The sequence below is a fragment of the Ruegeria sp. BHSA191 genome, assembly GCF_059613325.1.
This window is the reverse complement of sequence record NZ_JBXWSH010000018.1, coordinates 1-12,956: the sequence shown is the minus strand read 5'-3', so window position 1 is coordinate 12,956 and position 12,956 is coordinate 1. Positions and strand designations below refer to the sequence as shown.

General features: G+C 64.7%; 12 protein-coding genes. 8 read left to right on the top strand and 4 right to left on the bottom strand.

Annotated elements, in window-relative coordinates; all coding sequences use genetic code 11:
* Positions 1–6 precede the first annotated feature (6 nt).
* Genes AC2FNS_RS15425 through AC2FNS_RS15410 form a run of 4 tightly spaced genes read right to left on the bottom strand, consistent with a single transcriptional unit; the run spans position 7 to position 3,923 of the window.
* Positions 7–663, bottom strand: a complete 657-nt coding sequence (locus AC2FNS_RS15425; protein ID WP_496712348.1) for an ABC-type transport auxiliary lipoprotein family protein — start codon at positions 661–663, stop codon at positions 7–9.
* Complete coding sequence (locus AC2FNS_RS15420; protein WP_496681499.1) at positions 660–1,976, bottom strand: MlaD family protein; 1,317 nt, start codon at positions 1,974–1,976, stop codon at positions 660–662. The genes AC2FNS_RS15425 and AC2FNS_RS15420 overlap by 4 nt, the downstream gene beginning before the upstream one ends.
* Before the next feature lie 5 nt (positions 1,977–1,981).
* A complete protein-coding gene (locus AC2FNS_RS15415; protein ID WP_496681497.1) occupies positions 1,982–2,797 on the bottom strand; it encodes an ABC transporter ATP-binding protein in 816 nt (271 codons plus the stop codon).
* Position 2,798: 1 nt separating this feature from the next.
* Positions 2,799–3,923, bottom strand: coding sequence for an ABC transporter permease (locus AC2FNS_RS15410; RefSeq protein WP_496712349.1), 1,125 nt, complete (start codon positions 3,921–3,923; stop codon positions 2,799–2,801).
* 200 nt (positions 3,924–4,123) lie between these two features.
* Between AC2FNS_RS15410 and AC2FNS_RS15405 the strand changes: the two genes are divergently transcribed.
* From AC2FNS_RS15405 to AC2FNS_RS15370, 8 genes are all read left to right on the top strand, one after another.
* The gene (locus AC2FNS_RS15405; protein ID WP_496712350.1) at positions 4,124–5,659 is read left to right on the top strand and encodes an alkaline phosphatase family protein; all 1,536 of its coding nucleotides are present in this window, start codon (positions 4,124–4,126) and stop codon (positions 5,657–5,659) included.
* A gap of 102 nt (positions 5,660–5,761) precedes the next feature.
* Positions 5,762–6,742 (top strand): biotin synthase BioB, encoded by a 981-nt coding sequence (gene bioB, locus AC2FNS_RS15400; RefSeq protein ID WP_093963112.1) that lies wholly within the window; start codon positions 5,762–5,764, stop codon positions 6,740–6,742.
* The gene (locus AC2FNS_RS15395; RefSeq protein WP_496712352.1) at positions 6,739–7,869 is read left to right on the top strand and encodes an 8-amino-7-oxononanoate synthase; all 1,131 of its coding nucleotides are present in this window, start codon (positions 6,739–6,741) and stop codon (positions 7,867–7,869) included. Before bioB ends, AC2FNS_RS15395 begins: the two co-directional genes overlap by 4 nt.
* Positions 7,866–8,486, top strand: coding sequence for a dethiobiotin synthase (bioD, locus tag AC2FNS_RS15390; protein WP_496712353.1), 621 nt, complete (start codon positions 7,866–7,868; stop codon positions 8,484–8,486). The genes AC2FNS_RS15395 and bioD overlap by 4 nt, the downstream gene beginning before the upstream one ends.
* Positions 8,483–9,769, top strand: coding sequence for an adenosylmethionine--8-amino-7-oxononanoate transaminase (gene bioA, locus AC2FNS_RS15385; protein ID WP_496712354.1), 1,287 nt, complete (start codon positions 8,483–8,485; stop codon positions 9,767–9,769). Before bioD ends, bioA begins: the two co-directional genes overlap by 4 nt.
* Positions 9,766–10,383 (top strand): pimeloyl-ACP methyl esterase BioG family protein, encoded by a 618-nt coding sequence (locus AC2FNS_RS15380; RefSeq protein WP_496803904.1) that lies wholly within the window; start codon positions 9,766–9,768, stop codon positions 10,381–10,383. The genes bioA and AC2FNS_RS15380 overlap by 4 nt, the downstream gene beginning before the upstream one ends.
* Positions 10,380–11,138 carry a methyltransferase domain-containing protein gene (locus AC2FNS_RS15375; RefSeq protein ID WP_496712357.1) on the top strand — a complete coding sequence of 253 codons (759 nt, stop codon included), beginning with the start codon at positions 10,380–10,382 and terminating at the stop codon, positions 11,136–11,138. The genes AC2FNS_RS15380 and AC2FNS_RS15375 overlap by 4 nt, the downstream gene beginning before the upstream one ends.
* A gap of 107 nt (positions 11,139–11,245) precedes the next feature.
* A partial coding sequence (locus AC2FNS_RS15370) for a PAS-domain containing protein (RefSeq protein ID WP_496803908.1) occupies positions 11,246–12,956 on the top strand: 1,711 nt, incomplete at its 3' end.

The window sequence follows — 12,956 nt, the reverse complement described above, 5'->3', positions numbered from 1 at the left end:
CCGGGCCTAGTTCAGCGACGGCCGCGGGTTGCTGGCGGCATGGGCGTGGATCTTGCGGATGCTCCATTCAACAGCGTTCCGCATCGTGCTGCCGAGGGCCTGATCGAAGGCAGCGACCAGGTCGGGTGTCTGGTCGCTGGCAGCAATCACGTCGCGCTGGAACGAGTTCGAGGCGATGATTTTGTCTTCGAACTCGTCGATGATCTTGATGTTGAGGCGAACTTCGATTTTGACCGAGGTGGAATCTTCGGTGTCTCCGACGACGATTCCTTGGAATTCGCGCAGGTCTGGAACGATCACATAGTCCGCCCGCAGACCGACGGTCGAGCGGCCCACGGCCGCAACACGGTTGCTGTTTTCAAAGCTCTCGACCATCAGGGCCTGCACGATCAGCGGTGCCCTGTCGACCCAGCGCGCGCGCGGCAGGTATTGCACCTGCAGGCGCGTCGGCTGCACCGCGATCTGGTCGGTGTTGACCGCGGCTGTGGCCGTCGGCTCCTGCACGACGATCTGCTTACCCACACGTGGCAGCGAACTGGAGAACGTGCTTTTGGGCGTCAGCAAGTACAGATCGTTGGGTTTCGAGGCCTGCTTCAGCGTTCCCAACCCGGTGCAGCCGGTCAACCCTGCCAGGCCCAACGCGACGATTGCTGCTCTGATCATTGGCGAAACTCCGATGCCTGTGTGCCCAGCAGGAACCGGGCCGGGTCGCGTTCCAGCTTGTCCACTAGCCGATCAAGGCCAACGACAAGGCGCTGGGATTCTTCGACGAAGCGCACGAACTGGGGCAGGCCCACCCGCAGAAAGTCCGACACCTGGCGACGGTTCTGCTGCACAATGCCGTCGATCGTGCCCAGCAGGTCCGACGCCGATTGCGAGGCGCTGAGGATATCGGCGGAAATCGCGTCGATCCGCTCGGTGACGTTCGACACGGTCTCGGCCACCTGGTTGGCTGCGGTGCGGATATCGGCGGCCACGGCGGCCACGTCTTCGTCCATGACACGATTGGCCGAGTCGAAGGCGCGTTCGGCCGAGGTCAGCGTGCCCTTGGCCGTTTCCATCGCCGAGGTGACGGAGTCGAGCGTTTGGTTGGCATTCGCGAAGGTGTTGTTGACGGTTGTCATGGTCACCCCTGCCTCATCCGACAGCCCGATCAGCCGGTCCGCCAATTCAGACCCCTGCGCGATGAAGGGCCGGATATCCTGTTCCAGCACCTGATCGGCCGTGGCCAGCGTCTTGTTGACACCATCCAGTGCGGTTTTTGCGGATTCCGCGGCGGTCTTGACACTGTTGAGCGTGTCAGTCCCGGTGGTCAGCGTGGTTTCGGCCGTATCCGCCAGCTGGTCCAGCCGCTGGGTGAAGGCACCAATCTCCTTTGCCGCTCCGCCCAGATCGCCCGAGAGGGTTTCGAAATCGGTCAGCGTCTTGTCCAGCCGCCCCGAGGCCGAGGCGAGGTTGTCCAGAATGTCGGCCACCGCCTTGCGGTTGTCGTCATCGACAACGGCGTTGAGGTTTTCCAGCAGGGTCACCGCCTCGTCCAGCACCTTTGGCGCGCCTTCGAACAGCGACTGGATCGCGCTGCGTTTGCTTTTGATGACGCTGAACTGCGGCAGGCGCTCTGCATCGGGCGACCCCCCCGACAGTTCGACATAGCTGACGCCCGTCACCCCCAGCGACTGCAATTGCGCGATGGTATCCGTGGTGACGGGAATGTCGGCGTCGATTTCAAGGCGCACACGCACCTTCGAGGGGTCGTCATCGTCCAGATCCAGCGAGATCACCTGGCCCACGGGCAGACCGTTGTAGTTGACGCCCCCGGCCGCCGACAGGCCCGAAACATTGTCGAACAACACGTCGTAGTAGGCGTATTGCCGGGTTACCTCGAACTTGGCCAGCCACAGGAAAAAGCCGAACGCGCTGAGGATACCCACAAGCGTAAAAGTGCCGATCAGGATGTAGTTCGCCCGGGTTTCCATCGCCTCTACCTGTCGTGCCCCTTCTGCTGCGCCGCGCGGGCCCGGGGGCCGGTGAAGTATTCCTGTACCCAAGGATGATCGACCTTGGTCATCTCGTCTATGGGACCTTCGACCAGAACGCGTTTTTCCGCAAGCACCGCGACGCGGTCGCAGATGGCGTAAAGACTGTCGAGGTCATGGGTGACCATGAAAACGGTCAGCCCCAAGGCCTGTTGCAATTCGCCGATCAGTTCGTCATAGGCCGCCGCCCCGATCGGGTCCAACCCGGCGGTGGGTTCGTCCAGAAACACGATCTCGGGGTCCAGCGCCAGCGCGCGCGCCAGTGCCGCCCGTTTGCGCATCCCGCCCGACAGCTCGGACGGAAACTTGCCGCAACTCAGCTGTGGCAGGCCCACAAGGCTGATCTTGAGGCTGCCGAGCGCGCGCATCAGGCTTTCGCTCAGGCCCGTATGTTCGCGCAGCGGCGCCATCACGTTCTGCAACACGGTCAGCGATGAAAACAGCGCGCCGTCCTGAAAGGCCACGCCCCAGCGTTTCTCGATCCGGCGACGGTCCGCCTCGGGGCCGTTCAGCACGTCAACGCCCAGCACCTCGATGCTGCCGGCGGCGGGCTTGTTCAGCCCGACGATGGTGCGCAACAGGACCGATTTGCCGGTGCCCGACCCGCCGACGATGCCCAGAACCTCGCCGCGCCAGACATCCAGGTTCAGGTCATCATGCACCACCTGCGGGCCGAACTGGTTGCGCAGGTGACGCACCCGGATCACCGCCTCGCGCTGTGCCTCTGCCTTGGTGTCCTGCTGCTGGATTGCGCCATCCATGTCAGACGCCCACCTCAGAGAAGAAGATGGAAAACAGCGCATCGATGGCGATCACCATGAAGATCGCCTGCACCACCGATGATGTCGTCCGCTGCCCCACGCTCTGGGAAGAGCCCTTGACCTGCATCGCCTGCCAACAGGCGATCACCGCGATGACCACGGCAAAGAACGGAGCCTTGATCAGGCCGACTGCCAGGTGCCAGACATCGGTGTTTTCCTTCAGGCGCGTGACGAACATGCCGGGGCTGACGCCCAGATCGATCCAGCTCATCAAGGCGCCGCCGAACAGGCCGGCAATGTCGGCGACGAAGCCCAAGATCGGCAGCATGATCAGCAACGCCAGCACCCGCGGGACAACCAGAACCTCGATCGGGTCCAGGCCTAGCGTCTGCATGGCGTCGATCTCCTCCTGCACCTTCATCGAGCCGATCGAGGCGGTGAAGGCCGAGCCCGACCTGCCCGCCACGATGATCGCGGTCAGCAGGACGCCCAATTCGCGCAGAACCGAGATCGAGATCAGCTCGACCACGAAGATCTCGGCGCCGAACTGTTTCAACTGGGTTGCCCCCTGAAAGGCAAGAACCACGCCGATCAGAAACCCCATCAGCGCCACGATGGGCAGCGCCTTGAGCCCGGTTTCCTCCATCTGCGACACCAGCGCGGCCCGGCGCAGACGCCACGGCATGACCAACGTGCGCGCCAGCCGATGCAGCGTCAGGCCCAGAAAGCCCAGCATCGACGCCGTGTCGCGCCCGGCCCCGACCGTCCTCCGGCCCAGAGACTCCAGCCAGGGCACGAAGCCGCGCGGCGGGGCCTCTGCCGGTATCTCGGTTGCGATGTTCTGCGCGACGGTCTCAAGCAGCGCCGATTGCGTGGCCGAGACGTTTTCATAAGTCACGGTTGCGCCCGCCGCCGAGGCGCGCCGCGCCAGATCGCAGATCAGCCAGGCGCCTCCGGTGTCCAGCGACCTGAGCCCGGACAGATCGAAAACAATGCTTCTCGCGTCGGGGGGAACAGACCGAAATCCCTTTTCCACCGACTCCAGCGATTGGGTCACCATCTCACCCGAAACGGCGATCCGCAGGTCGTCGTTGACCTGCTCCAATGCAATCGAGGGCTGTGTCATGTGGGTATCAGATGGGAAACGGCCCCCTGCTGCAACGGCTTTCTTGCACATGAGGTGAAACTGAGCGTGGGGCGTGTCCTTCAGGGGCTGCCGCGCCGTCGGAAAATCTCGCCTGACCGACGGAATCGGTTGCCCGGCCCAAGGATCGCAGACACAGTCGATTTCGGACGGAACACGGGATCCAGACAGGGTGGTTCGGAATGCGGCGAAGGGGAAATGTCCTGTTCATCATCATCGATCAGTTGCGTGCCGACTGCCTGACCGGGGCGCTGGCCGACCATGTCGATCTGCCGAACCTGCGCGGCTTCATGGCCGAGGGCGTCACGTTCACCCGCCATTTCTCGGTCACCAACCCGTGCGGGCCGTCGCGGGCGTCGCTGCTGACCGGACAATATGCCATGAACCACCGATCGGTGCGCAATGGCACGCCGCTGCGGCATGATACGCCAAACATCGCCACCGAAATGCGCAAGGCCGGATACCTGCCGCAGCTGTTCGGCTATACCGACACCTCGGCCGACCCCAGGGTGCATCACCCGAACGACCCGGCGGTAAAGACCTACGAAAACCCGATGAACGGCTTTCACGAGGTCGTCGAAATGCGGCTCGAGGAATCTTTTCCCTGGCAATCGCACCTGCTGCGCAAGGGATATGAGTTCGACAACTATTGGGACCTCTACAAGCCGGTTTCACAGGACGGGTCCGTGCCTCGGTTGAATGATCCGGCCCCTTACAGCGCCGAAGACAGTGACACGGCATTCCTGACCGACTCGTTTTTGAACGAGATCGCGTCGTATCGAAAGCCCGGCTGGTTCGCGCATTTGACCTATATCCGCCCGCACCCGCCGCTGGTTGCGCCGGCGCCGTACAACGGCATGTATGATCCGGCGTCGCTGCCCCTGCCGACGCGTCTTGAATCGCCCGATGCCGAAGCTGCCGTTCATCCGTTCTTTGGTCCGGCGCTGGAAAACTACGGGCCCGGTGACTGCGTGCATGGCTTTGCCGAGGTGTCACCGACCGATCCGAACACCCAGACACTGCGCGCCGTCTATCTGGGGCTGGCGAGCGAGGTCGACCATCACATCGGTCGGGTGCTGCGGTTTCTGAAGGACAGTGGCCAATATGATGACACGTTGATCGTCATCACCGCCGATCATGGCGAGATGCTGGGCGACCACCATGCCTGGGGCAAGATGTCGGTCTATGACGCGGCCTATCACACGCCGTTGGTGATCCGCGCGCCGGGCAACGCGAGGAATGCGGGGCTGCGCGTCGACGTTCCGACCGAATCCATCGACATCGCGCCTACCATTCTGGATTGGGTGGGGCAGGCCATCCCGAATTCGATGGACGGGCGTTCCCTGCTGCCGCTTCTGCAGGGCCAGACACCGGCGGACTGGCGCAGCCATTCTTTCAGTGAGCTGGATTTTTCCGACCCCGAACACCCGACCGTCTGGCAGAGGCGGCTGGGGACAGGGCACAGCGACTCGTGCCTGGGCATCCTGCGGGATGCGCGGTTTACATTGGTGGAATTCGCCGCCGATCTGCCGCCCCTGCTGTTCGATCACCATGGCAAGGGCGAGGCCGAGAATGTCGCGCACAAGCCCGAATTCGCGTCGGACCTTGCGCGGTTGACGCGCCAGATGCTGCGCCACCGGATGCGCAACATGGACCATACACTCTCGTTGCATTCAATCACGCCGGATGGGCCGAGATCGGTGTGGCGCTATTCCTGACCCACGCCAGTTCCACCCCCTGTGACATCGCGGATGTTGCGTTTTCCGGCTTTATTGATAAACCCGAGTAAATCTGAATCATCGGGAAAAATTATCTATAAAATGTCGGCTACATCGAACACCTGGACCCGCGAAACCGCTCAGGCCATCTATGACCTGCCGCTGATGGATCTTCTGTATCGGGCGCAGACCGTACATCGCGAGAATTTTGACCCCAACAAGGTGCAGATGTCGCGGCTTCTGTCGATCAAGACCGGCGGCTGCGCCGAGGATTGCGCCTATTGCTCGCAATCCGCGCGCAACGGCTCCAAGCTGAGCGCCTCGAAACTGATCGAGGTCGAACGCGTTCTGGCCGAGGCCCGCAAGGCCCGCGAGTCCGGCTCGACCCGGTTCTGCATGGGCGCCGCCTGGCGTGAGCCCAAGGCGCGCGACATGGATGCGCTGGTGGCGATGATTCAGGGCGTCAAGGCGATGGGCATGGAAACCTGCATGACCCTGGGTATGCTGGACGACACCCAGGTGGTGCAGCTGCGCGATGCCGGGCTGGATTATTACAACCACAACATCGACACGTCCGAGCGTTACTACCCCGAGGTCATCACCACCCGCACCTTTGCCGACCGGATCGACACGCTGAACCGCGTGCGCGAGGCGGGGATGAAGGTCTGCTCGGGCGGCATTCTGGGCATGGGCGAAAACGGCGAGGACCGGATCGACATGCTGGTCACGCTGGCCAACCTGCCCGAGCCGCCGGATTCGGTGCCGATCAACATGCTGATGCCGCAACCCGATACCCCGCTGGCCGACGCCAAGCCGGTCGATCCGATCGATTTCGTGCGCATCATCGCGCTGGCGCGGATCATGATGCCGAAATCCCATGTCCGCCTGTCCGCTGGCCGCAGCGACATGAGCGACGAGATGCAGGCCATGTGCTTCTTTGCCGGTGCCAACTCGATCTTTGCCGGCGACACGCTGTTGACCGCCGAGAACCCCGAGGAAAGCAAGGACGCGATCCTGTTCGCCAAGCTGGGCATCCAGCCGATGGAGGCGGAGTCCGAGGCCCGCGTGGACGCGGCCGAATGACAGCGATCGCAAGGCTGGGCAATGCGCTGAAGGTGCTGGAAACGCGCCATCGGCTGCGCAGGCTTGCGCCCCGCACTGGGCTGGATTTCGCATCCAACGATTATCTGGGCCTGGCCGGGTCCGATGTTCTGAAACGTGCGGCGCAGGACGCGCTGGACCGGGGTGTTCCGCTGGGTTCCGGCGGGTCGCGCCTGTTGCGCGGCAACCACCCCGAGCATGAGGCGCTGGAAGCCGAGGCCGCCGCCTTTTTCGCCGCCGAGGCGGCGCTGTACATGGGCGGCGGGTTTCAGGCCAATCAAGCCATTTTCGCGACCCTGCCGGCGGCCGGGGATCTGATCCTGCATGACGAGTTGGTCCATGCCAGCGCGCATGAAGGGATGCGCTTGGGTCGGGCCGACACCCGTGGCTTTGCGCATAACGACATTTCGGCGGCCCGCGCGGTGCTGGCCGATTGGCGTGCGCAAGGCGGCACGGGCCAGGTCTGGATCGCGGTCGAAAGCGTCTATTCGATGGAGGGCGATCTGGCCCCGTTGAACGCCCTGGCCGAACTGGCCCGAGCCGAGCAGGCAGTGCTGGTGGTGGACGAGGCCCACGCCACGGGCGTCTTCGGCCCGAACGGGCAGGGACTGGCCCATGGGTTGGACGCCGAGATACTGACACTGCACACCTGCGGCAAGGGGCTGGGCGCCAGCGGCGGGTTGATCTGCGGACCGCGTGAAATGATCGACACCCTGATCAACCGGGCGCGGCCGTTCATCTTTGCGACGGCCCCGTCGCCGTTGGACACCGCCATCGTGCGGGGCGCGCTGCGGGCCGTGGGGCAGGACCCGGGCCTGACATTGGCCGCGCGCGACCGGATGGCCCATGCCCATGCCGAAGCCGCACGCCTGTGCGGTCTGACCGGATTTCACAGCCAGATCATGCCCGTCATCGTGGGCGAGGACGCGGCCACGATGGATCGCGCGGCGGAACTCCAGCAGATGGGGTTTGACGTGCGCGGCATCCGCCCGCCCACCGTACCACGAGGCAGCTCGCGACTGCGGGTCTCGATCACCGGCAACGTCGGCGCGCAGGACATCACGGCGGTGTTTCAGGCCATCGCCGAACAACAGGCAGGAACCGCATGACCACAGTGATCGTGACCGGAACCGACACCGGTGTCGGCAAGACCGTGTTTTCCGCCGGGCTGACTGCGGCCCTTGGCGCGCAGTACTGGAAGCCCGTGCAATCGGGGCTTGAGGAAGAGACCGACAGCCAGATCGTGGCGCGCCTGTCCGGCCAACCGGTCTTGCCCGAGGCGTATCTGCTGAACCTGCCCGCCTCGCCGCACCTGTCGGCCGAGGCCGAGGGGGTCGAGATCGACCTGAACCGACTGACCCTGCCGCAGACCAATGGCCCGCTGGTGGTCGAAGGGGCTGGGGGTGTCATGGTGCCGCTGACCCGGCAGGCCTATTACCTTGACCTGTTCGCCCGCTGGCAAGCACCCGTGATTCTGGTGGCCCGAACGGCCTTGGGCACGATCAACCACACGACCCTGTCGCTGATGGCGCTGCGCGGCGCCGGTTGCCCGGTGGTCGGTGTGGCCTTCATCGGAGACCCCGAACCCGAGGTCGAACAGACCATCGTCCAGATGTCGCAGGTGCCCCACGTTGGACGCCTCGGCCGGATCGAGAATCTGACACCCGCCACCCTGCGCCGCGCGTTCGAGGCGATCGACATGGACACGATCCGAGGTGCCCTGTGACCCCGCTCGAGTTTGACGCCCGCCACTTATGGCACCCCTATACGAACGTGGCCGACCCGGGCCCGATGCATCTGATCGACCGGGCCGAGGGCGTGTATCTGTACCGCGAGGATGGGGTGAAGATGATCGACGCCATGTCCTCGTGGTGGTGCGCCATCCATGGGCACCGTCACCCGGCGATCACAGCCGCCATGCAGCAGCAGCTGGACCGGATGCCCCATGTCATGTTCGGAGGCCTGACCCATCGGCCCGCCATTGATCTGGGCCGCAAGATGGTGGCCCTGCTGCCCGAGGGGCTGGACCGGATCTTCTATTGCGACAGCGGCTCGGTCTCGATCGAGGTGGCGATGAAGATGGCGGTGCAGTTCCAGATGGCTCATGGCCGCACCGACAAGGTCGAGTTCGCCACGATCCGCGGCGGCTATCACGGCGACACCTGGAAAGCGATGAGCGTCTGCGACCCCGTCAACGGCATGCATGGGCTGTTCCGCGGTGCGCTGTCGATCCAACATTTTCTGCCACGCCCGTCCGTTCGCCTGGGCGATGACTGGCCAGAGGACTCCGCGCAGAACGGGCTCGACGCTCTGGAAAAGTTGCTGCGGGACAAGGCGCACCGGCTGGCTGCGTTGGTGCTTGAACCGGTCGTGCAGGGCGCGGGCGGCATGTATTTCTATCACCCCAAGTGGCTGCGCCGGGCCAAGGCATTGTGTCAGGCCCATGACGTTCTGGTGATCTTCGATGAAATCGCCACGGGGTTCGGCCGGACCGGAGAGCTGTTTGCTACCACCCATGCGGGGGTGACGCCGGACATCATCTGCCTGGGCAAGGCGCTGACGGGGGGGCATATCTCGTTCGCCGCAACGGTGACCACCGAACAGGTGGCTTATGGCATCGGCAACAGCGAGGCCGGCGTGTTCATGCACGGCCCAACCTACATGGCCAATCCGCTGGCCTGCGCCGCCGGCATCGCCAGCCTCGGGCTGCTCGAAGACGGCGGCTGGCAGTCCCGTGTGCGGGCCATTGAGACGCAGATGAAGGCCGAACTGGAGCCGGCGCGCGGCCTGCGCGGCGTCACCGATGTTCGGGTGCTGGGCGCCATCGGCGTGATCGAGATGGAGCACACGGTCGATCCGCGCATCGCCCATCGGCGGGCGCCGGAAACCGGTGTCTGGCTACGCCCCTTTGCGCGCAACATCTATTGCATGCCGCCCTATGTGATCTCGGGCGACGAGCTGAGCCAGGTGACGGCGACCATGGTCGAACTGGCGCGAGGCGACGCATGAGGCGGCACTGGCTGAACCGTGACGGCGGAGCGCAGTTGACGCTGGTGTTCGGCGGGTGGGCGCTGGGGCCTGCGCCGTTTACGCGCCTGACCGGGGCGGCGGATGTTCTGGTGGTTGACGACTATCGCAACCTCGACGACGCCCTGCCCGAAACCGGCGACTATGACACGGTCCGGCTGCTGGCCTATTCCTTCGGGGTCGCGTCGGCCGCGCATTGGCTGTCGGGTCACAGGCTGACCTGTGTCCGCAAGGTTGCGGTCAACGGCACGCTGTTTCCGGCGGATGCAGACCGGGGCATCGCGCCCGAGACGGTCGCGGCCACGGCCGATGGCCTGAGCGCGGCCAGCTTTGCACGGTTCTGCCGCCGGGCCGGGCTGGAAGGCCCCGCACCCGGGATCGATTTTGCCGTCGCGGCCGAGGAACTGCGGGCCATCGCCGCGCGCGGACCTGCGCCCAATCCCGGGTTCGACCGGGTCTGGATTTCTGCCTCGGACCGCATCGTGCCGACGGCGGCGCAGGAGGTGGCCTGGGGCCAATCGGACACCGTGCGACGCATCCCTGGCCCGCACCAGCCTTTCGCGGCGGGGCAGACTTGGGCGGAGTGGTTCGCATGAACGCCATGCCCACGGACCGCATCCGGCGCAGTTTCAGCCGCAGCTTCGGCAGCTATCACTGCGCCGCTGGCCCGCAGGCCCGGATCGCCCGCGTGTTGGCGCAGCGGTTGGTCGATCTCGGGGCACCCCGCCAGTTTGGCACCCTGTTCGAAATCGGCTGCGGCACCGGCCATCTGACCGAGGCGCTGCACCAGCAGTTTTCGTTCACCCGGTCCACGCTCAACGACCTGATGGCCGAGGCCCAGGAGACTGCGCGGCGATGGGGCGCGGATTTCCTGCCGGGCGATATCCGCAATGTGACATGGCCCGCGCGGCCCGACCTGATTGCCTCGGCCTCGACGGTCCAATGGCTGGACGATCCGACGGCCGTGGTCCGCCGCGCGATGCATCAGGTCGCACCCGGCGGGTGGGTTGCCATTTCGGGATTTGGCCCCGACCAGTACGCCGAACTTTCCGCGCTGGGGTCGGCCGCCCGCGCGCCCGGTTTGTGCGGCCCCGAGGATCTGGCCGCGGGGATCGGCCCCGATGCTGAAATCCTCGACCTGTGGCAGGATCGGCAACCGCTGTGGTTCGACACGCCGTTGGACGTGCTGCGCCACCTGCGTGAGACCGGGGTGAACGGCCGCGCGGCGCAGGTCTGGACCCGCTCCGACCTGACCGATTTCAGCACGCGCTATCGCGCCGCGTTTTCCGGCCCCGAAGGCGTGCGCCTGACTTATCACCCCGTCTGGATCATCGCCCGCAAACCCGGCTAGGGGCCAACCGGTCGCATCCGGCCCCTCTACACCTGCCCGAAAACTGGTGATAGGCCTGTGCCCAGGGGAGGATCGGCGTGGACATATCCGAACAGCGCATCAAAGAGATGACGACCGCAGGGCTGAACCTGATTGGTCAGGCGTTGTCGATCTATGACGACCAGTTGCGCCTTGTGGTCAGCAACAAGCGTTTTCAGGAAATGTTCGACCTGCCCGAACGCCTGGTGCAGCCGGGCGCGCTGTTCAGCGACACGATCCATTTTCTGGCCAGCCGCGGGGAATATGGTCACGACCAATCGGTCGAGGATCAGGTCAGTGTCCGGGTCGAACAGGCCTTGGCGTTCGAGCCGCACTACATGGAACGCGTGCGCCCCAACGGGCAGGTGATCGCGATCGAGGGTGCACCCCTGCCCACCGGTGGCTGGGTTGCCGTCTATACCGACATAACCAGCACCAAACGGGTCGAAGAGCTTCTGCGCAGCCGGTCCGAAGAACTGTCGGACCAGTTGCTGAGCCATGCCGAAGAGCTTTCGGCCACCAACCGGCAACTGGCCGCCACGATCAGCGCGCTGGAAGAGGCCAAGCGCCAGCTGACCGAGATCGAAGCGCGCACCCGCATGACCACCGAGATGATGCCCGCACATATCGCCCATCTGGATGCCGAGGGGCGGTATGATTATTCCAACCGGCGGCTCAGTTCGGTCCTGCCGGGGCGGCCGTCGGACATCCTGGGTCTGCACATCTCGCAGGCCCTCGGCGCGCACGCTTACGAGCGGGTCCGGCCGCATCTGAAACAGGCCTATGACGGGCAGGCCTCGGTGTTCGAATTCACCGAGGATCAGGATTCACGCCGTATCCGTGTCTCGTTCACGCCCGACGGCGCGGGCGGCGTCTATATCATGTCGGTGGACATCACCGAGGAAACGCAGGCCCGCGTGGCCCTGCAGCAGACCCGACGCCGGGCTATGGCCGCGCAGATGACCAGCGGGCTGGCGCATGATTTCTCGAACCTGCTGACCATCATCCTGGGGATGCAGGCCAAGCTGGAAAAGATGGACCTGCCCGAAGACGCCGCCGAGCTTGTGGTCGCAACCCAGCAGACCGCGCGGCGCGGCGGGCAGCTGCTGAACCGCATCGCCGACATGACCGGCAACCGCACCCCGCAGCCGCAGGCCACCGACATGCGCGGCCTGCTCGAGGATCTGCGGGTGCTGGCCTCGCCTTCCTTGCCGCGTGGCGTGGGGCTATCGGTGGTCAATACTCTGCCGGATGAAGCGCTGATGTTGGACCCGGGCATGGTTCAGGACGCGTTGTTGAATCTTGTGCTGAATGCCCGCGACGCCTCCGGCAGTAGCGGGCAGATCACCATCAGCGCCCATGCGATCGGTCGGATCTGGGTGGAAATTACCGTGTCCGATACAGGCCCGGGGTTTTCACCCGATGCGCTGGACAAGGCGTTAAACCCGTTTTTCACCACCAAGGGCAGCAAGGGGTCGGGGCTGGGCCTGCCGATGGTCTATGACACGGTCAAGCTGGCGGGTGGAGACCTGCAACTGCGCAATACGCCCTCGGGCGCATCCGTAATGCTGCGGCTGCCCTATCGGCCCGCGCCGCCTGTCCAGTCGGGCCTGGCGTTGCTGGTCGAAGACAGCGACGATCTGCGCCACCAGTTCCGCGACATGCTGGTTGATCTGGGTCTTTCGGTGATCGAGGCGACCTCGGCGGATGAGGCGCTGGCACTGACCGCCAGTTTGAATGACATCTCGCTGATCTTGTCCGATATTCGGCTGGAGGGCACTGCCACCGGCATTGATCTGA